General features: G+C 57.5%; 15 protein-coding genes. 11 read left to right on the plus strand and 4 right to left on the minus strand.

From position 1 onward, the window contains the following. Positions 1–166: 166 nt before the first annotated feature. From H6F75_RS07780 to H6F75_RS07790, 3 genes are all read right to left on the minus strand, one after another. Entirely contained in the window at positions 167–799 is a 633-nt protein-coding gene (locus tag H6F75_RS07780) for an ABC transporter permease (RefSeq protein WP_190750857.1), read from the minus strand. Further along, positions 796–1,755 (minus strand): ABC transporter ATP-binding protein, encoded by a 960-nt coding sequence (locus H6F75_RS07785; protein ID WP_190750859.1) that lies wholly within the window; start codon positions 1,753–1,755, stop codon positions 796–798. The genes H6F75_RS07780 and H6F75_RS07785 overlap by 4 nt, the downstream gene beginning before the upstream one ends. 118 nt (positions 1,756–1,873) lie before the next feature. Next, entirely contained in the window at positions 1,874–2,788 is a 915-nt protein-coding gene (locus H6F75_RS07790; protein ID WP_190750861.1) for a glycine betaine ABC transporter substrate-binding protein, read from the minus strand. Positions 2,789–2,955: 167 nt separating this feature from the next. On the opposite strand from H6F75_RS07790, the gene H6F75_RS07795 reads away from it, so the two are divergent. The 3 genes from H6F75_RS07795 (at position 2,956) to H6F75_RS07805 (ending at position 4,375) form a co-directional block, all read left to right on the plus strand. Beyond that, positions 2,956–3,669, plus strand: coding sequence for a hypothetical protein (locus H6F75_RS07795; RefSeq protein ID WP_190750863.1), 714 nt, complete (start codon positions 2,956–2,958; stop codon positions 3,667–3,669). Positions 3,670–3,805: 136 nt separating this feature from the next. Further along, positions 3,806–4,021, plus strand: a complete 216-nt coding sequence (locus H6F75_RS07800) for a hypothetical protein (protein WP_190750865.1) — start codon at positions 3,806–3,808, stop codon at positions 4,019–4,021. Positions 4,022–4,039: 18 nt separating this feature from the next. Then, positions 4,040–4,375, plus strand: coding sequence for a cupin domain-containing protein (locus H6F75_RS07805; RefSeq protein ID WP_190750867.1), 336 nt, complete (start codon positions 4,040–4,042; stop codon positions 4,373–4,375). Positions 4,376–4,570: 195 nt separating this feature from the next. Here the strand turns inward: H6F75_RS07805 and H6F75_RS07810 are convergent, their stop codons facing one another. Beyond that, entirely contained in the window at positions 4,571–5,848 is a 1,278-nt protein-coding gene (locus H6F75_RS07810) for an S-layer homology domain-containing protein (protein ID WP_190750869.1), read from the minus strand. A 718-nt stretch (positions 5,849–6,566) separates the two neighbouring features. On the opposite strand from H6F75_RS07810, the gene H6F75_RS07815 reads away from it, so the two are divergent. The 8 genes from H6F75_RS07815 to H6F75_RS07860 all read left to right on the plus strand — a co-directional run bounded on the left by H6F75_RS07815 (position 6,567) and on the right by H6F75_RS07860 (position 19,679). Further along, the gene (locus H6F75_RS07815) at positions 6,567–7,589 is read left to right on the plus strand and encodes a zinc-binding alcohol dehydrogenase family protein (protein ID WP_190750871.1); all 1,023 of its coding nucleotides are present in this window, start codon (positions 6,567–6,569) and stop codon (positions 7,587–7,589) included. 314 nt (positions 7,590–7,903) lie between these two features. Then, a complete protein-coding gene (locus H6F75_RS07820; protein WP_190750873.1) occupies positions 7,904–12,124 on the plus strand; it encodes a BTAD domain-containing putative transcriptional regulator in 4,221 nt (1,406 codons plus the stop codon). Between the two features lie 297 nt (positions 12,125–12,421). Continuing rightward, entirely contained in the window at positions 12,422–12,871 is a 450-nt protein-coding gene (locus tag H6F75_RS07825) for a hypothetical protein (RefSeq protein ID WP_190750875.1), read from the plus strand. Positions 12,872–13,041: 170 nt separating this feature from the next. Further along, positions 13,042–13,683 (plus strand): VOC family protein, encoded by a 642-nt coding sequence (locus H6F75_RS07830; protein ID WP_190750877.1) that lies wholly within the window; start codon positions 13,042–13,044, stop codon positions 13,681–13,683. Positions 13,684–13,922: 239 nt separating this feature from the next. Beyond that, positions 13,923–15,986, plus strand: coding sequence for a calcium-binding protein (locus H6F75_RS07835; RefSeq protein WP_190750879.1), 2,064 nt, complete (start codon positions 13,923–13,925; stop codon positions 15,984–15,986). 14 nt (positions 15,987–16,000) lie between these two features. Further along, positions 16,001–16,630, plus strand: a complete 630-nt coding sequence (locus H6F75_RS07840; protein ID WP_190750881.1) for an SDR family oxidoreductase — start codon at positions 16,001–16,003, stop codon at positions 16,628–16,630. Positions 16,631–16,765: 135 nt separating this feature from the next. Continuing rightward, positions 16,766–18,406, plus strand: a complete 1,641-nt coding sequence (locus tag H6F75_RS28445) for a DUF3574 domain-containing protein (RefSeq protein ID WP_277874243.1) — start codon at positions 16,766–16,768, stop codon at positions 18,404–18,406. Between the two features lie 145 nt (positions 18,407–18,551). Then, a complete protein-coding gene (locus H6F75_RS07860) occupies positions 18,552–19,679 on the plus strand; it encodes an SMP-30/gluconolactonase/LRE family protein (protein WP_190750883.1) in 1,128 nt (375 codons plus the stop codon). The last annotated feature ends 20 nt before the right edge of the window (positions 19,680–19,699 follow it).

Below are 19,699 nucleotides of genomic sequence, written 5' to 3' on the forward strand. Positions count from 1 at the left end.
CAAATTACTACTCAGTGTGAAAACTCACCTCGCCACCCTCACTTTAAACGTAATTTTCTACTCCGAGGAAGTCTGCTGCCGCCTAACAACTTATTATGCCGAAAGTTTCCGTATAACTCCTTCCAGGGTGGATTATACAGATAGTGGCTAAGCCGCAACTGCCACTTTACTCATGCTTTAGCCGCCGCTGGGGTTGGGTGTAATGCTCTAGGGCCAGCAGCAGCCCGTTGATCACCAGCGCTAGAACTGCCACCGCGATCGCACCCGCCACAATTTTGTCATAGCGGTTAGTTTGAATGCCATCAAACAGCAGCTTGCCCAAGCCGCCAGCGTTGAATTTGGCCCCAATAGTGGCGATCGCAATGGCCACGATCGCCGCAATTCTTACCCCAGCCAAAAATACCGGCAGCACCAACGGCACCTGCACCCGCCACCAGCGCTGGGCCACGCTCATACCCATGCCCCGCGCCGCCTCTAGTACCGCTGAGTTGATGCCCGCCAAGCCCACCGTCAGGTTGCGCACCAAAATCACCTGGGTGTAGAGCACCATCGCTACAATGACCGACGTAGCGTTGAGGCCAAATAGCGGCACCAAAAAGATAATCAGCGCCAGGCTGGGAATGGTGTAGAGCACCCCTAGCCCGCCGAGCACGGGCACCGCCAGCCAGCGCAGGCGCGAGACCAGCAGAGCGAGGGGGACGGCGAGGGCGATCGCAATGCCCAGCGCAATCCCCGTCATCCGCAGGTGTTGGAGCAGCAGGGTGAGCACGTCGCCGGGGTTGCTCAGCAGGTAGCTCATCGCCCGTTCACTGCCGACTCGCGAATGTGGTCGAGGGTGAGCAGCCCCACCGGATTGCCTCCTTCTAGCACCGTGAGAGCTGGTGCCCCAGTTTTCAGAATCAGCGACAGCGCATCTCGCAGGCTGTCTAGATGAGAGAGTGTGGGGTTGTGGCCATTGCTGTAGTTGGGCGGCAGCGCCATCATCGCCGCACCCACCCGCAGCAGACCTAACTGGCGCACCATGTCGTCGGCCCCCAGCAGGGTGTGCACAAACTCATCGGCAGGTCGGGTCAACAGGTTGAAGGGGGTATCAAACTGCACCACTTCGCCCAGGCGCATGATCAAAATGCGATCGGCCAGGCGCAGGGCCTCTTCCACATCGTGGGAGACAAACAAAACCGTCTTTTTAAGCTGGCCTTGAAGGCGCAAAATCTCGTCTTGCAACGCCGTGCGCGTGATCGCATCGATCGCCCCAAAGGGCTCATCCATCAGCATGATGGCGGGGTTGCCGGCCAGGGCTCGGGCAATGCCCACCCGCTGCTGCTGCCCACCGGAAAGCTGAGCGGGGTAGCGATCGCGAAATTCCCCCGGCGATAGCTTCACCAAGTCCAGCAGCTCGTCAATGCGGGCCTGAATCTGGGGCTTGGGCCAGCCCAGCAGCTTGGGCACCACCGCCACATTGTCGGCCACCGTCATGTGAGGAAACAGCCCCGACTGCTGAATCACGTAGCCGATCTGCTGCCGCAGCTTGGTCGCCTTGAGCTGGCGAATATTCGACCCATCGAGAAAGATGTTGCCTGCGGTGGGCTCGTAGAGGCGGTTAACCATCTTGAGCAGTGTGGTTTTGCCACAGCCCGACGGCCCCAAAATCACCACAATTTCGCCTGAGTTGACCTGGCAAGTCACCCGGTTCACCGCCGGGCGGGCACCCCCAGCAAACCGTAGCGAAACATCGTCAAACTGGATAGCGCTCATGGGGCGTTAGGTATGAGGTGTAAGGTGCAAGGGGGCAAGTACAAGATGCAAAGGGGGCAAATACGAGGCAGAACCGTGAACCTTATACCGTGAACCTAAAACCCCATACCCCACGCCATTATTCTGCGACTAGGCCCGCATCGACTAAAAATTCTTTCGCTACCTCTGCCGGTTCGCGCTGGTTGCCGCTGACCTCGTAGTTGAGCTGGCGCATGACCTCATCGGTGAGCAGGGGTGAAACCTGGTTGAGGGCCTCAGCGATCGCAGGGTTGGCGTCTAGCGCGGCCTGGCTGACAATGGGGGCCACTTGGTAGGGCGGAAACAGCCCTTCATCGTCTTCGAGCACCACCAGGTTAAAGGCGCTGATTTCGCCATCGGTGCCAAAGGCCACGGCCACATCGGCCTCACCATCCACTAGACCCTTGTAGCGCAGACCCGCATCGACGGCTTTGTATTCTTTGACCGAAAAATTGCCGTAGGCCGCTTGCAGACCGGGTAGGCCGTCTTCGCGCACCTCAAACTCGGGCGGCCCAATCAACGTCAGGTTGCTGGCCTGGGCGGCGAAGTCAGAGATGGTGCGAATGCCGAGGGCATCGGCCCGTTCCTCGGTCATGGCCAGGGCCTGGGTGTTGTTCATCGGCGAGGGGTCGAGCCACACCAGGTTAAATTGCTCCTGGTAGGCCTGCTTGACGGTGTCGAAGACCGCCTGCTGGTCGCTGCTGACCGGCTGCTTGAGCACGGTGAGCAGGGCGGTGCCGGTATATTCGGGGTAGAGGTCGATTTCGCCGCTCTCGATCGCAGCCTGGGCCACCGGAGTGCCCCCTAAGTTGAGCTTGCGCTCAACGGTTAGGCCGTTTTCTTCCAGCACCAGAGCATACATTTCGCCGATGATCAGCTGCTCGGTAAAGTCTTTTGAGCCAACGCTGACCACATCACCGCCGCCACCGTTACCGCCACCGCCGCAGGCCGCTGCCACTAGCGCCGTCGCTACTCCCAGGCAGGCCTGGCTAAACCACCGTCGAGTTAACGTCATAGGGTTAAAAAGGCTGAAAACTGGACAAGTTTGGCATCGTCGTCACTGTTCCCCTGAGAATATCACAGGAATTTTAGCCGCGGGTTTTTGCTGGGCAACTCTCTCCTGCCAGTGACAGTGGAGCCTGAGTTGAGCCACCTTGGGGTAGCGTTCTCGCCCTCTGCCCCATGTCTAGCCCCAACACGCCCGCGAGCAAACCTGCTGCCCACGCCCTGGATCAGCGCTTTACCCGTCACCCCAAACGGGTGCTACTGCTAGGTTGGGCCATGCTGGCTGCTTTGGGATGGCTGGGGTATTTACCCTTTGTTGAGGGGGCTGTGCCTGGGATGTATTGGCTGGCTTGGGCTTACAACGAGCTCTTTGCGATCGCTCTGCTGACCCTGCTAGCGGTAATTGTTTTGTTAGGGGCAGGAGGCCTAGCCATCTGCTTATTGCTGCTTTTGAGTCTGAAGCCAGAGTGGCGACAAAGCGCCCGCCGAGGCTTAGCAAAAGTAGTCTTGCTGCTGATCGCAGGACTGCTTTTGCTGTTAGCGTTACTGCCAGCGTTCATGGCCGGCTATGCTCCTCACGCTATCCAGAACATTGCGCCCTGGGGGGTGACCTATCGCGCTGTGTATGTGGCCTTTCCCCTCGATGATAACTACGGCGATCTGATGCTGCTCAGCTGCCGGTTGGGGATATGCCATCAGGTCTATCGCAGCTACACCGATATTATCTCTGCGGGCGTGGCCACTTTGGCTTTTAACGCTGAAACCAACCAGGTAGGGCTGAATTTGCAGGGGCAGTGGGTCTATGTGCGATCGCCCGACGAAGTGATTTGCAGCCAACCATCGCCAGCTACAAGTTTCAATAGCTCCTGTAGCTTTGTGCACAACGAGTAAGACATCGGTGAATTCTCAGCGCCTTAGCGGAGGTCAAACTGAGGAAATTCACGTCTATATGTAGAGCCGTGAAGCAAACGAGGTTGGGTATTTCGGGTCACCCTACAATGAGTCCATCCCTTACCTGTTTGAACCTATGCCTGTAGAAACCGTTGGCAGCCCGCCCCCTGAGGCCGATCAGGTGCGCTCTGTGCTAGAGCAGCAGTTGCCAGAAATTATTGCCAGCTTTAATCAAGTGCTGCGAGAGCAGTACGGGGTAGAGGGCGTTAGCGTGGGTGGGTTTACCGTGGTGCCCGAGAATGCGGTGGCCTCTAAAGTCACCTGCGACCAAGACAGCTGTTCGGTTAGCTAGGGCCATATCGGGTCCGTCATGCCCCCCGTGCCAGAATCCGGCAATCTGTTTCAGCTGCCCGACCCACTACCGGCGGCGGAATTGTTTACCGCCCTGTTTGAAACACCCCATCTACGGGTTGAGCGCATTCTCTCGACCGGGCAGACCACACCCGCCGACCAGTGGTACGACCAAAGCCAGGATGAGTGGGTTGTTCTGCTACAGGGAAGCGCCACCCTCACCTACGAGGATGGCGCTTCTTTAACAATGGGGCCAGGTGACTATGTACTCATACCCGCCCACAGACGTCACCGGGTCGATTTCACCAGCCGTGAGCCGCCCTGCATTTGGCTGGCGATTCACAGTTCTGGGTGAGCGACCGGGTTTCGGGCTAGGGCTTGGCTAGGCTGATTGTGACAGGCTCTAGCCGTCTCGGGTGCAGGGTATAAGGTCTCAGGTTCAAGGCAGACCTTAGACCTGAGACCTTAAACCCTATACCCCCACTAACCTTTGCGGACCTGAACTCAGCTCAGGGGTATGGCACCGCCGACCCCTGATTTTTGGGTCTGCCTAGTTGGCGATCGCGTCTACCGTGAGGTCAGAGCGCAGGGTGAGGTCGAGATCGCTGGGGCTAATGACCACTACCGCGCTGTTAGAGGTGACCTGGTTGTCGCCGTTGATGACGGCCCCAACCACGCTGCCCAAGCCGCTGTTGCCAGTAATCCTGCCCAAAATCGATTCGGCTGCACCGGTAATTAGCGCCCCTTGCAGAGTGCCGCCGCTGACGCTGTTGGTGGCCGCGATCGCGCTGGACTCGGCGTTGACGCTGTAGGTGCGGCCGTTGATCGTGAGGTTGTCGGCGACAAACTTAGCGGCCGTGATCGAAGAGCCACGAATTTCTACCGGCACGATGCGTCCCACGATGGTGCTGCCCGCAGGAATTAGCACCTGGTTCTGGCTATTGCGAATCGGCGTGGTAACTTGCAGGCTAGTGGCAACGGTTTGACCAGGGGCTACCACAATATCCACATCGGCACTGCTGTTAGGGTAGCGCACCGCCAGCTCAGTGCCGCTGGGCACTAGGCGGGGCGAGCTGGTGGAGGTGCCGGTGCCAGTACCGGTGCCGGTACCGGTGCCCGTCCCAGGGGTAGCGCCGACGATGTAGCTGTTGGCGCTTTGCCCAGCTTGCAGGGCTGGCATGCGGCCCTGGGCCACTAGTGCCTGATAGATAAAGGCGGCCACGTCAGCGCGGGTGGCGGTGCGCTGGGGTTGCAGGGTGTCTACGTTGGGATAGTTGACCACCAGCTTGTTTTCGGTAGCCGCCGCCACCGGCCCTTCGCCATAGCTAGGAATTTGGCCGCGATCGCGGTAGACGCCCAGAACTTCGTTGACGGAGCCCCGAGGGCTGTAGTCGAGACCGTTGGCTAGGGCAACTAGAGCCTGCACCCGAGGAATCTGCTGCTCAGGCTGGAAAGCGCCATTGGGGTAGCCCGAGAGAAAGCCCTGGCCGTAGGCGTCTGCGATCGCAGCGCTGGCCCAATAGCTGCTGGAGACATCGCTAAAGCGAGGAGCGGTGCGATCGAGGGGTTGGTCAAAGGCGTTGCGCACAATGGCGGCAAACTGGGCTCGGGTCACCGGCTGATCGGGCCGAAAGGTGCCGTCGGGGAACCCGGCAATAATTTGCTCAGAGGCGAGACTTTCAATAAAAGGACGCGCCCAGTAACCCGAACCAACGTCAGTAAAATCGCTGGTTTGGGCGTTGGCAGGCAGCCCCAGCCCAACAAACGCTACAGAACCCAAGGCCACAAAGGCAGTGGTCTTAGCAGACAGACTCAATACGGTGCTCATACTCAATGATTCCTTAAAAAAGCGGGGTGTTAATACAGGGCTAGTGGAAGGTCAATAGAAGCGGGCGTCATCCATAGCAAAATGGCCCCAGAACTAGCCAGAGCGAGTCAGAGGCATTGCTATAGAGATGGGCCGTCCTACCAAGGCATCTTTGGTAGAACCAACAGCCTGAAGCAAATGGGGGCAAATTTATTTATTCGCTAAACCCTGGGAGTGGGTTTTGGTGCTTAGCCGAGCCAAATGGTAAATGCACGGGAACCTACGGGAGAAATGCTGCGCTTTTGGTTACAAGACCATTAGCACCGGGCTATTGTTCCCCCTTTTTGGGCCTATTTCCCAAAAGATTCGGTTAAATCAGCCTTAGGAGATAGGGCGATCGCCCCTTTCCGCCCTTTCAAGCTCAGTTTAGTCACTTCTGCTCTAAAGCGCCTGTGCCAACGGAGAGGCTTTGCGAATCACTATTCCAACCGATGACTGATGGCTTCTAAACCTCAGCCTTAGAAAAACCGGCGTATCCTAGTACTCGAACCAAGCTAATCGTGACAAGCTCTAGCGGCTGAGGGGTCAGGGTTTAAGGTGTCCGGTCTAAGGCAGGTCGTCGCCCTAAAACCTTGAACCCGCAACCTTGAACCCCTAATAACCCCTCATCTTCGGCTTGGCAGACAACCAGTAACAGACCCCTTGACCTGCATCTGCGCACAGCGAGCGCTAACCCACCATGAAAGCTGTTGCCCTGACCCACTACTTGCCCATCAGCGATCCAGAATCGCTCTTCGATGCTCGTCTGCCCAAGCCCAGCCCTGCGGGCCAGGACATTCTGGTGCGGGTAGAGGCGGTCTCGGTAAATCCGGTTGACACCAAGGTGCGTGCTCCTAAGGACAAAGTTGAAGACACCCCTAAGGTGCTGGGCTACGATGCCGCTGGCGTGGTTGAGAGCGTTGGCGATGCGGTGACCCGCTTTAAACCCGGCGATGCGGTTTACTATGCGGGCGACATCACTCGCCCTGGCTCCAACGCTGAGTTTCAGCTAGTGGATGAGCGCATTGTGGGTGCCATGCCTCAGACCCTCTCCTTTGCCGAGGCCGCCGCCTTGCCCCTCACCACCCTCACTGCCTGGGAAGCCCTGTTTACCCGCCTGGGCATCAACCGGGCCGGTGGCAACCGGGGCGATTCAATTTTGATCATTGGTGGAGCTGGGGGTGTGGGATCGATCGCCATTCAGCTAGCCAAACTAGCTGGGTTGGTGGTGATTGCCACCGCATCGCGGCCCCAGTCGCAGACCTGGGTGAGAGAGCTAGGCGCTGACCACAGCGTGGACTACAGCGATGCGCTGATCGAAGAACTGACCCAGCTCGGCTACCGCGAGGTCGACTTCATTGCCAACTTCAGCGATACCGATACCTACTGGGGCGTGATGGCCGAGCTGATTCGCCCCCAGGGCAAAATCGTTGGCATCGTCGGCAATACCGATCCCCTAGACCTCAACCTGCTGAAGAACAAAAGCGCCACCTTTGCCTGGGAGTTTATGTTCACCCGCTCGATGTACCAAACCGCCGACATGGCCGACCAGGGCAAGCTGTTGGATGAGGTCGCTGCCTTGGTAGATGCGGGCAAACTGCGCACCACCTTGGGGCAAACGCTCTCGCCCATCAACGCGGCCAACCTGCGCCAGGCCCACGCCCAGCTAGAGTCGGGGCGGACGATCGGCAAGCTGGTATTGGCGGGTTGGAGAGAAGGTTAGCCTGCTAGCCAAGCAGCACCGAGCCGCCACTCAACCAGAATCTTTACAGGCTGTAACCGTAGTCGCTAGCGCAATCACTGGCAGGTTAGGACTCTGTAAGGGGCCTGTGGCAGGCAGTCTCGCTGACGTTATCCTCTGTGGTCTGGTCAGCGCTACGGGCGCGTAGGGGTGGTGGGATAAGGTTAGTCTTGGGCCCTCTGTCCGCTTATATAATTGCAGTAGCGCTAGGTCTGACGATCGCAATGAATCCTGATTAGCGATCGCAGAACTGGGCTACGGATACAGCGATCGCTACCCAATTCCGGGGCCGCGTGTTGAAAAACTCTCCAGGTTCGAACCCTGCCATCGACTGGGGCGAAGCTCCAGATGTCTCGGTTTTCTTCGGTCGCGACGTGGAGATTGCCACCCTGTCGCGCTGGGTAATCGACGATGGCTGTCGCTTGGTAGCGGTGTTGGGCATGGGCGGCATCGGCAAAACCACCCTGACCGCCAAGCTAGTCGAAACCCTAGTAGACCTGCCCCAGGCTCCCTTTGAGAAAATTATTTGGCGATCGCTACGCCACGCCCCCAGGCTCGACGAACTGCTCGAAGATCTGGTGGGGTTTGTCTCTGACCAGCACGATACCCGAGGCACGCTAAAACAGCTGCTCTACTGGCTGCGGCAGTCCCGGTGTCTGCTGATGCTCGACAACATGGAAACCCTGTTGCACGAGGGAGAGCGAGCGGGCTATTTTCGTGATGGCTATGAAGACTATGGCGACCTGCTGCAGCTTGTGGCCGAAACCCGCCACCAAGGCTGTGTGGTGCTGACCAGTCGAGAGCAGCCCGCCGTAGTGGGGATGTTGGCCGGCAACGAGTTGCCGGTGCGATCGCATCTGCTGACCGGGTCCCTAGAAGCAGCCCTCGCCCTGTGTGAGGCCAAAGGGCTAACCGGCTCCGACGCCGAAAAGCGTCAGCTGACCCACCGCTACGGCAACAGCCCCCTAGCCCTAAAGATTGTTGCCACCTCTATACAGAGCCTGTTTGACGGAGATATTGCCGCGTTTCTGGCCGAAGACACCGTTATTTTTAACGGTCTGCAGCGCCTGCTCAACCAGCAGTTTCGGCGGCTGTCTAAGCTAGAGCGAACGGTGATGTACTGGCTGGCCATCAACCGCGATTGGACTTCGATTTCAGAGCTGGTGGCCGATATTCAGCCCTCGGCCTCTCGCCCGCAGGTGCTCGAAGTCTTGGAGTCACTGCGCTGGAGAAGCTTGATTGAGACTCAGTCGGGGCGCTACAGTCAGCAGCCCGTGGTGATGGAGTACGTCAGCGACCAGCTAATTGAGCAAATTTCCCACGAGTTGGCCAGTGCCGAGCCAGTTCTGTTTCTGCGCCATGCCTTACTCAAAACCACCGTAAACGACTACCTGCGCAACAGTCAGCGGCGGCTGATATTGCAGCCGATCGCCCGCCAGCTCAGCCAAACCTTTAGCTCTGAATCGGCTCTAGAGCAGCAAATGCTGCTGCTGCTGGAGGTTGTGCGCTGCCGCGAAACTCAGATGCCGGGCTATGGGGGCGGCAATCTAATCAATCTCTGTGCTCAGCTGGGCCTCGACCTGGCTGGCTACGATTTTTCTCACCTCAGCCTGCGCCACGCCTGTCTGCCTAAGGCCAAGCTGCACCGGGTCAATTTTACCCAGGCCCATTTTGTCCATGCGGTCTTTAGCCAGACCTTTAGCAGCATTTTATCTATAGCCTATAGCCCAGACCGCACCTTGCTGGCGGCTGGAGACAGCAACGGTGGGCTACGAGTGTGGCGACTGGCCGACTATCAGCTGCTTTTAACTGTACAGGGGCACACCGACTGGGCTAAGGCGGTGGCCTTTAGCCCCGATGGGCGCACCCTGGCCAGTGGCGGTGACGATGCCATGATTCACCTGTGGGATATCAGTACAGGCCAGGCGGTGCAAACTTTCTCGGGTCACACCAACTATGTGCAGGCGATCGCCTTTCATCCCCAGGGGCAGCTGGTCAGCGGCAGCCACGACGGCACCCTCAAACTGTGGGATACCCACACCGGCAGTGCCGTGGCGACCCTTGTGGGCCACAGCGCCCCAGTGCGCGCCGTGGCCTTTAGCCCAGACGGCACCTATTTGGCCAGCGGCAGCTCCGACTGCACGGTAAAACTCTGGGACGCCGCCACGGGCAGCTGCTTGAGCACTCTGGAGGGCCATCGCGATCGCATCTGGACGCTAGCCTGGCATGGGGATAGTAAAACCCTAGCCAGCGGCAGCTCTGATAAAACGATTCGGCTGTGGGATGTGGCTACGCAGACCTGCCGTCTGACTCTGTATGGCCACAGTCACCCCGTTCTCGCCGTGGACTTTAGCGCCGATGGCCAGCTGTTGGCCAGCAGCAGCGCCGATCAGACTATCAAACTGTGGGAGATGCCATCGGGCAACGCGCTGCGCACCCTGCGCGACCACCACGACTGGGTGTGGGCCTTGGCCTTTAACCAGCCGCAGCTGGCCAGCGGGGGAGATGACCAAACCCTGAAATTTTGGGACGTGCAGACCGGTCACTGTCTGAAAACCCTGCGGGGGTTTACCAACCAGATCTTTGCGGTCGCTTTTCATCCCCACCAACCCTGGCTGGTGAGTGGCAGCCTAGACGGCCTAGTGCGCCTCTGGAACTGGCAGACTGGGGAAACCCTGGCAACTCTGGCGGGCCATAGTCTCTGGGTGCGCGCCACTCAGTTCAGCCCCGATGGCTGCACCCTGGCCAGCAGCAGCACCGACAAAACAATTTGCCTATGGGACGGGCGGGCGATCGCTCAGTCCCCGCGAGCAAGAACCAGCCAAATTCTGCGGGGCCACACCGACTCGGTGCGTTCCCTCGCCTGGGACCCCACCAGTCAGTGGCTGGCCAGCGGCAGTGCCGATGGCACCATTCGGCTGTGGCAGGTGGCCACTGGTCAATGCCTGCGGGTGTTGAGCGGCCACACCAACAAGGTGCGATCGGTGGCCTGGAATCCGGTGCAGCCCCTGCTCGCCAGTGGCGGCGATGACGAAACCCTGCGGATCTGGCATACCGAAACCGGCGAGCAGATGTGGCTGTTGCAGGGCCACGACAAGTGGCTGCTCACCGTCGCTTGGCACCCCAACGGCCAGTGGTTGGCCAGCGGCGGGGCCGACCAGACCATTCGCCTGTGGGATAGCGCCAGCGGCGAACTGTTGCAGGTCTTTAGGGGCCACCGCAGCCAGGTGCAGGCGGTGGTGTTTAGCCCGGTGGAGCCCATTTTGGCTAGCGCCAGCGGCGACTCCACCATCCGGCTCTGGGATATTGAGACTGGAGCGGTCCTCCGCACCCTGGGCGGTCACACCAACCAAGTGCAGGCCGTGGCCTTTAGCGCCGATGGGCAAACCTTGGCCAGCAGCAGCAACGACGGCATGATCAAACTCTGGTGCTGTGCCACCGGCGAGGAGGTGCGATCGCTCCAACCCGAGCGACCCTACGAAGGCATGGTGATCACGGGAGTTCAGGGACTCACCGCCGGTCAGCTAGCGGTGCTCAAGGAATTGGGGGCCGTCGATCACGCCTCGCCCCCTGAACTACCGCCTGAGCCACCCGCGGCTCCAAGCCAGTCCTTAGGAGCCGACTCAGTCTGGGAAACCGCTGCCAACTTTCCCAGCCACCTCACCGGCTACGACCCTACTCTGGGCTGGAGGGGGCCAAGCACTGAGTCCTCAATCATTGGCGCGGCCTTGACCCCAAGGCCGCCAGAGGTGAGTGGAGTTGCTCCGGCCTCTGATCTGCCGGTGCCCAGGTTACAAATACAGCTCTTTAATGACTTCAGCCTGCGCTACGAAGGCGAGGCTGTGGCTGTCACCAATGAGCGATCGCAGGCCCTGCTGGCCTATCTGGTGCTTCATCCCCACAGCCCCCACCGACGTCAGCAGATGGCCTACTCTCTCTACCCAGATATGGGTGAGGCCCAAGCCCGCACGGCACTGCGTAAGGATCTCTACAACCTGCGGCAGGCGCTGCCTGAGCCAGACTCGTTTTTGCACATTGAGGCTCAGCTGGTGCAGTGGCGACCAGGGTCCAGCTTCAGCCTCGACGTGGCTGCCTTTGAAGCCGCCCTAAACCGCGCCGAGATTGCCCCTGCCGAAAATCGGGCCAATCAGCAGCACGACATCGAGGCGGCGATCGCCCACTACACGGGTGCCCTATTGCCCCAGCTAGACTACGAGTGGCTAACGCAGGCCCGAGAACGCCTCCACCAGCGTTACCTGGAGGCGCTAGATCGGCTGATTGCTTTGCTTCAGCACCAGCAGCAGTATCCCCAGGCCATTCGCTATGGTCAACTGCTGCTGCAAACCGACCCCCTGCGCGAATCGACTTACCAAGCGCTAATGCAGCTCCACAGAGAGAACGGCGATCGCGCCACGGCCATTCAGATCTATCACCAGTGCATGCAGGTCTTGCAGGATGAGTTGGGCCTCGACCCCAGCGCCGACACTCAGCGGATTTACCAAACCCTGCTGCAATAGGCTAGCTCCACAGCTATGGCCATTGCCCCATTAATTAGAAATCTTTGAAAACGTTCCAATGTTTGAACGTTTAGATTTTGCAACATTTCAACTGAACGGTCTGAACTGAACTGGGGACGGCGATAACGCCCTTCTACCCACTGCTATTTATCCCTAGCTAGCTCAACAGAACGCTGTTGGAACGCCCCGGAACGGTTTAGTAACGCCTCGCTCCTTAGGGTAGAACCAACCTGATAGATGACTCAGTTCGATAGCTACACCTGAACTGATTTATTTAGCCCCCAAGGAGCCAAATTCATGAAACGTTTTGCACTGTCTATACTAGCTGCCTCTGCTGCTGCGATCGCGATTGTTCCCGTTGCCTATGCCGTTGACTTCGAACAGCTGCGGCAGGAAAACCTCGACAAGGATGCTGTTAACTTTGACCGCACCCGTCGCGAGAACTTGGAGAAATCTAACGCAGTTGACTTTGATCAGCTGCGGCAGGAAAACCTCGACAAGGATGCCGTTAACTTCGATCGCACTCGTCGCGAGAACCTGGAGAAATCTAGCGCAGTTGACTTTGATCAGCTGCGGCAGGAAAACCTCGACAAAGACGCCGTTAACTTCGATCGCACCCGTCGCGAGAACCTAGAGAAATCCAGCGCAGTCGACTTCGAGCGACTGCGGTTGGAAAACCTTGAAAAAAGTGCTTTCAATCCTGATGAGCTGCGGCGAGAACATCTAGGATTCAACCTCACTCACTAGGTTGCGGTTTTGTAGATGACTCCGGCCCTAGCAGTGTCCCCAGAGAGCTGGGGGCACTGCCCCACTCAAACCTGAACGCGCAAGTTCAGAACGAGTATTGCAAAGAACTTGATAGCAAATGACATCTCGAACAGCACAGTCCAGCCCCAACTATGCAGGAGAATTATCCAATGCAGAACACAAATTCTGAATTCAAAATTATGGGTCTAAACCATGTCGCTCTAGTCTGCAAAGACATGGAACGCACGGTTGAGTTTTACACCAATGTGCTCGGCATGAAGCTTATCAAAGCCTTTGATCTGCCAGCCGGTCTTGGACAGCACTTCTTCTTCGACATGGGTGAGGGTGAGGCACTCGCCTTCTTCTGGTTCACCGAAGCCGCCGATCGCCAACCTGGGCTTTCAAATCCTCGGGGAAGCCTTGATATGGCAGTTGATTTTAGCGATCCAGCTTCCCTGGTCTCATCCCACGGCTCAATGAATCATTTCGCCTTTAATGTGCCAGCAGAGAACATCGAGGCATACCGACAAAAACTGATCGAAAAAGGTGTTCCGGTCAGTCCGGTAATTCATCACGATAACTCGCCAACGCAGGCCTCAGAACAGGTCAATGACCAGACCTTCGTGAGCTCGATCTATTTCCAAGACCCAGACGGTATCGTGCTCGAATTCGCCGGTTGGCATCGAGAGTTCAACCCGTTGTATGGCGACACTACCGATTGCCAGCCGGCCACCCCAAAGGATGTTGAAAAATATCGGGCAGCCGGTAGAGCCTTTGCCATGTCCATGGCCGCTGCCAACGCGGCGGCGTGAGCAATTGGCCCGATTGACCGAGCCTCTGAATTTTTAAGTTCAGCAAAGTTGCCCGCAGTTGGCGACTGTGCGACCTACTTAGCACTCGGCGGCTTCCGATGGAGGACGCCCAAACCTTAGGGGATGTGTTTCCCCTTGGGGCGGTTCGCTGTTGTCTTTGAGCGGGGAACGGCGATCGCAAAGCAGCATCCCCTGATGCCGTGCACGCTCAACGTATTTACACCACAAGGAATTTGATCATGGCGCTTATTATTGGCAGCAACGACAGCGATTTTGGCACCTCTGGTCTGGGCAATTTGCTCGGCACCGATCAGGTCGATACAGTTTTTGGGTTAGACGGTGACGACGTGATTGCCAGCCTCGACGGCAACGACACCCTGCTGGCTGGTGCAGGCAATGACTCGGTTTTCGGCGGCGACGGCGACGACCTGGCCTTTCTCGGCGATGGCAACGACCTCTTTGGCTGGAACCCCGGTGAAGACAACGACACCATCGAAGGCGGCAATGGGCTCGACACGATGCTCTTTAACGGTGCCAATATCGCTGAACAGGTTGATATGTCTGCGGTGGGCGAGCGGCTGCGCTTTTTCCGCGACATAGCCAACGTGGTGATGGATACGAACGACCTGGAGCAGGTGGACTTCAACGCCCTGGGTGGCATCGATACCATCACCGTCAATGACCTGACGGGCACCGACGTTAAGCAGATCAATCTCAATCTGGCCACCGCTGGCTCGACGGCCGGTGACGGGGCCACCGATACTATCACCCTCAACGGCTCAGGCAATGGCGATGCGATCAAGGTCAGTGGGGCTGCCGGCAAAACCACTGTCAAAGGCTTAGCCGCTCAGGTTGACATTGTTGGCGGCGATGGCGATCGCGATCGCCTCGTCATCAACCCGTTGTTGGGGGTGGATGAGGTCACCATTGACGACCTGACCGGAGCCGGGTTGCAGACTGTCGAAGTCAATCTAGCGACCTTGGGCTCGACCGTCGGCGATGGCGCCCCCGATCTCACCACCCTCAATGCCTCTCACCGCAACGACGTTCTAAACATCAGCGGCGTTGGCAACAGCGCTACGGTGTCGGGTCTGGGAGCCGAGGTCAAGATTTTAGGGACTGATCTGGGGCAAGACTTGCTTGTGGTGAATGGCTTAGGCGGCAACGACACGATCGACGCCACCAATCTCTTGGCTGACTCCAGCAGTTCTCCGGGAGCCATGCAGCTTTTGCTGGACGGTGGCAAAGGCGATGACCTGCTGCTGGGCGGTGCTGCCGATGACCTGCTGCTGGGCGGCGACGGCAACGACTTCGTCGATGGCAAACGCGGCAACGACACGGCATTCTTAGGCGCCGGTAGAGACGCGTTTCTCTGGAACCCTGGAGAGGGCAACGACACCATCGATGGTGGTGCCGGCCACGACACGATGCTCTTCAACGGCGCCGGTGCCAGCGAAGTCATTGACATGCTGGCCAATGGCGAGCGATTCACCTTCCTGCGCAACATTGGCGCCGTGGTGATGGATACCAACAACCTGGAGCAGGTCGACTTCCGAGCCTTTGGGGGAGCCGACACCATCAATATCAATGACCTTACAGGCACTGATATTAAGCAAATCAACCTGAATTTGGGCATTTCGGGCACCGCTGGAGGCGATGGCGAAATCGACACCATCAACATCACCGGTTCAGCCGGTCACGATGCCATTCGCATTGCTACCTCAGGTCAGGATGTAGTGGTCTCTGGGCTAACCGCCGACGTCTCGATCTTCCGGGCCGATGCCAGCGATCGCCTGCTGGTGTCCGGCGGCGACGGCAACGATCAGATCAAAGCCGACCACCTGGATCTAAACCGCATTCAGCTCACCCTCGACGGGGGCGCAGGCCACGACAACCTCGTCGGCAGCGTTAACATCGACACCCTGCTCGGCGGCCAAGGGAGCGATAACCTGCTCGGCGGCAAGGGTGCAGACATCCTGACCGGGAACGAAGGCAACGATTCCTTCCGCTTTGACCACCTAGATCAGGCGGGTGACACCATCACTGACTTTGTCGCCGCTGACGACCAGATTCTTATTCGGGCGGCGGGCTTTGGCGGCGGGCTAAATGCCGGTGCACCAATTTCAACCAGTCAGTTTGTGCTGGGTGCCGCTGCCGCCGACGGCAGCGATCGGTTCATTTACAACAACACCTCCGGCGAGCTGTTCTTTGACCGCGATGGCACCGGTCACCAGGCCCAGGTGCTGCTGGCCACGCTGAGTGGCGCGCCAACCATTACCAACACTGACATCGTCGTAGTTTAAGCGGAGATTCATAGATGAACATTGTCATTTTCGGAGCGAGTGGAGGCGTGGGCCGTTGCCTCATTGAGCAAGCCCTGGCGCAGAATCATCACGTCACAGCAGCAGTACGAAATCCTGCGGCCGTAGATATCACTCACGAACGACTGCGCGTTGTGTCTTGCGATGTGTTCAACGCAGCTTCGGTCAGTCAGGCAATTGCACGGCAGGACGTGGTGTTTTGCACATTGGGGACTGATGCCGAAGCGCCCACGACCTTGTATTCAGCAGGTGCCCAAAACATTGTGCAAGGAATGCAAGCGCATCAGGTACGCCGACTCATTTTTCTCTCAAATTTTGGTGTACTTAGCGAAAAGGCGCAGGATTTGCCAGGAGCCGTACTCCTGTTTTTAATCAAACGCTTTATTCCCCACACCCTAGCGGATCATCGTCGGGCGCTGGAGAAGATTCGGGAGCACGCCTCGGAATGGATCGTCGTACGTCCCTTGGCACTGACCAATGGGGCCTGGGGCGGGCGCTATCGCATAGCCGTTGATGGGCTCCCCGCTAAGGGTATGCGTATCGCCCGGGCAGATGTCGCAGATTTCATGCTGCAACAGGCAACTAGCGATGACTATCTGTATCAGATTCCGGCGATCGCCTACTAACAGGGCAAGGCTCCTCCCTTAAGCAACGCTCACATTGTTGTGATTTAACCCACCTTGGTTGATGCCGGAAGCTATGCCCCCGGCATCAACCTCCTAAAAAAGACTAATTCTGAATACAGGCAAAAGGAGAGCCCGATGGCCCCCACAATTTATGCAGAAATTCATACCCAATCGGTCGTGCCGAGCATAGAAGCCAACCAAATTAGCCCTGGGCTCGTTCAGCAGGATCTCTATTTCGGGCGCAATATTGCCGGTGGCGGTGAAGTGTCAGAGGTCGATTTTCAAGCATTTATCAACGCCGAAATCACACCGCGATTTCCCAACGGACTAACGGTTTACGACGCCGATGGGCAGTTCCTAGACGGCACCGGCAACTTGGTTCAAGAACCCAGCCAGGTGGTTACCCTCGTTTTTGAGAATACGCTAGAAAACCAGGCAGAGGTCGATCAAATTATCGAAGCCTACAAGCGGCGGTTTCAGCAAGAATCGGTTTTAGAACTTGTCAACGCCGATGAGCTGAAGATTGGTTTTGATGAAACAGACGACCTGATTGAGAATGATCCCATTCCAGAGCTGATTCAAGAAGACTTGTACTTTGGGCGCAATATTGCCGGTGGCGGCGAAGTCTCAGAGGCTGAGTTTCAGGCATTTATTGATGCTCAAATTACCTCACGATTTCCCAACGGGCTGACGGTCTACGATGCCGATGGGCAGTTTCTAGACAGCACCGGCAACTTGGTGCAAGAACCTAGTCAGGTCGTTACTCTGATCTTTGAAGATACGGTAGAAAATGAGCAGAGTATTGATGAGATTATCGCTGCTTACAAGCAGCAGTTTCAGCAAGAATCGGTTTTAGAGGTCGTCAACGAAGCCGTTAAGGTGGGCTTTGGTCAGTCGGAAGATCTGATCGACAATGATACAGTTCCAGAGCTGATTCAAACCGATCTGTACTTTGGTCGCAACATTGCCGGGGGCGGCGAAGTTTCAGAGGCAGACTTTCAGCAGTTTTTAGATCAAGAGATCACTCCGCTTTTCCCCAATGGGTTGACGGTTTACGATGCTGATGGACAGTTCCTCAGCGGCACAAACGGCCTAGTGAAAGAGCCTAGCAAAATTGTCTCGCTCATCTTTGAAGACAGCGTAGAAAACGAAGCGGCAATTGATCAAATTATCCAGGCCTATAAGCAACAATTCGGTCAGGAATCGGTTTTACAGGTTGTTGACGAAGACCTTCAAGTTGCCTTCGATACGGACACGATCTTTTTAGACGATCGAAACAACAAATTCGACGGGTTTAACGACTCTGACGACATCATTGATGGCCAGGGTGGCAACGATCGCATCCGAGGTCTAGGCGGAGATGACCTGCTTCGCGGCGGAGCAGGCAACGATCGGCTCAGTGGCGATTGTGGCGACGATATTTTGCTCGGTGAAGACGGCATCGACACTTTGACGGGCGGTGAAGGGCATGATTCATTCCGCTTTAACAACTTGCATCAAGGGGGTGACAGAATTACTGATTTTGTTACCCAAGGCGATCGCATCGTAGTTCGAGCGGCGGGCTTTGATGGCGGATTAGTAGCCGGTGCCCCGATTTCGCCCGATCAATTTAGCTTGGGCACAGCCGCTGTCGATGGCAAAGATCGCTTTATTTACAACAATTTGTCGGGGGAATTATTCTTTGACCCCGATGGCAATGGCTGCCAGGCTCAAGTGCTGCTGGCCACGCTGAGCGGTGCGCCCGCTCTGAGCAACGCCGACATTGTTGTGGTCTAGACCGCAATTAAGTCAAAGCTTTCTGATTGATGTTATCAAGGCCCCTCAACGTCGAGATCGGTAGGGCTTTGATTAATGTCAAACATTGAGATTTACACAGCAGACGTTAACACCACAAACACCTCTAATAAAGCAGGAAATTGCTATGACAAATCTTCGCTTCGAAAATTTTCAATCGTCAGTCAGCCCCGAGCAAGCCTTGGGTATCTCTTCTCAAGCTGACCAGGGCGATCGCCTTGCAGCTGAGACTGAGATCGAAATTGCCGATGGTGAACTGCAGAACGCCAAAATTGGCGACGGTAGAGTATTTGCTGGGCCAGATCTCTCGCCCCCCTTTCCCGAGGGAATTGTCGCCGATCGCAACCGCGTCTATGTGGCCGGGCCAGCCGCCCTTGGCGACAACGGCGGCCGCCCTTCTGAGGTGCGGGTCTTCCATCGGCGCACGGGCGAACTCCTGACGACCATTCTTTTGGAGGGAGAGCGGCTGTCAGAGATTCACGGGGTGGCTGGGCTAACCGTTGATAGTCAGCACCGCCTATATGTGGTCAGCAGTCAGCTTGGCATTGTTCGTCTGAGCCCCCAGGGTGAGTGCTATAGCCAAGAGATTTACTCCCCTGTTCTCCCCGAAATAGCCTGCAACCCGTCACTGCCGCCCGGCCTGCCCTGTTCCCTGCCCAATGAGATTGCCTTTGGTCCCGACGGCTACCTCTACTGGAGCGACTCGTTTCAGAACACAATTTTCCGCGTTCCGCCCGGTGGTGGACTGGCTGAGCCCTGGTTTCAGAGCGATCGCCTGGCCGGCTCGGCAACAGCCCCGTTTCCGGTTGGCCCCAACGGCATCAAGGTCACCCCAGATGGAACTGAGCTATACGTTGCAGTTACCACTTCCGCCTCGGCACCGGGTGGCGCCATCTACCGGCTGCCCTTCGTCGATGCCCCTCAGGAGAGCGACCTCAAGATCTTTCACCAGTATTTGCAGGGCGAAATGCCCGACGGCATTGCCTTTGGTCAGTCTGGCCAGCTTTATGTTGCGCTTCAGTCGCCCAGCGAAATCTCGATTCTGACTCCCGATGGTCGGGAGGGGGCGCGGCTCAAAGGTCCGGCCAACAGCCCGATTGCCTACGATACCCCAGCGGATTTTGCCTTCGACAATCGCGGTTCGGTGCTGGTCACCAACCATGCGCTGTTTAGCGGCAACCCAGCAGCGTTCGCCGTGCTCAAGGTCTTTGTCGGCGATCGCGGCGTGGAGGTTGAGGTGCCACCTTTGCCCTAGAAAAGATCAGTGCAAGCCAT

Origin of the sequence: Nodosilinea sp. FACHB-131 (assembly GCF_014695395.1) — a bacterium.
Classification (GTDB): domain Bacteria; phylum Cyanobacteriota; class Cyanobacteriia; order Phormidesmidales; family Phormidesmidaceae; genus Nodosilinea.

What these genes read in the sequence shown, in the direction of transcription:
- H6F75_RS07790 (WP_190750861.1), bottom strand. Translation starts at nt 2,788, where the DNA reads ATGACGTTAACTCGACGGTGGTTTAGCCAGGCCTGCCTGGGAGTAGCG.
- H6F75_RS07805 (WP_190750867.1), top strand. Translation starts at nt 4,040, where the DNA reads ATGCCCCCCGTGCCAGAATCCGGCAATCTGTTTCAGCTGCCCGACCCA.
- H6F75_RS07785 (WP_190750859.1), bottom strand. Translation starts at nt 1,755, where the DNA reads ATGAGCGCTATCCAGTTTGACGATGTTTCGCTACGGTTTGCTGGGGGT.
- H6F75_RS07780 (WP_190750857.1), bottom strand. Translation starts at nt 799, where the DNA reads ATGAGCTACCTGCTGAGCAACCCCGGCGACGTGCTCACCCTGCTGCTC.
- H6F75_RS07835 (WP_190750879.1), top strand. Translation starts at nt 13,923, where the DNA reads ATGGCGCTTATTATTGGCAGCAACGACAGCGATTTTGGCACCTCTGGT.
- H6F75_RS07815 (WP_190750871.1), top strand. Translation starts at nt 6,567, where the DNA reads ATGAAAGCTGTTGCCCTGACCCACTACTTGCCCATCAGCGATCCAGAA.
- H6F75_RS07840 (WP_190750881.1), top strand. Translation starts at nt 16,001, where the DNA reads ATGAACATTGTCATTTTCGGAGCGAGTGGAGGCGTGGGCCGTTGCCTC.
- H6F75_RS07795 (WP_190750863.1), top strand. Translation starts at nt 2,956, where the DNA reads ATGTCTAGCCCCAACACGCCCGCGAGCAAACCTGCTGCCCACGCCCTG.
- H6F75_RS07810 (WP_190750869.1), bottom strand. Translation starts at nt 5,848, where the DNA reads ATGAGCACCGTATTGAGTCTGTCTGCTAAGACCACTGCCTTTGTGGCC.
- H6F75_RS07825 (WP_190750875.1), top strand. Translation starts at nt 12,422, where the DNA reads ATGAAACGTTTTGCACTGTCTATACTAGCTGCCTCTGCTGCTGCGATC.
- H6F75_RS07860 (WP_190750883.1), top strand. Translation starts at nt 18,552, where the DNA reads ATGACAAATCTTCGCTTCGAAAATTTTCAATCGTCAGTCAGCCCCGAG.
- H6F75_RS07830 (WP_190750877.1), top strand. Translation starts at nt 13,042, where the DNA reads ATGCAGAACACAAATTCTGAATTCAAAATTATGGGTCTAAACCATGTC.
- H6F75_RS28445 (WP_277874243.1), top strand. Translation starts at nt 16,766, where the DNA reads ATGGCCCCCACAATTTATGCAGAAATTCATACCCAATCGGTCGTGCCG.
- H6F75_RS07800 (WP_190750865.1), top strand. Translation starts at nt 3,806, where the DNA reads ATGCCTGTAGAAACCGTTGGCAGCCCGCCCCCTGAGGCCGATCAGGTG.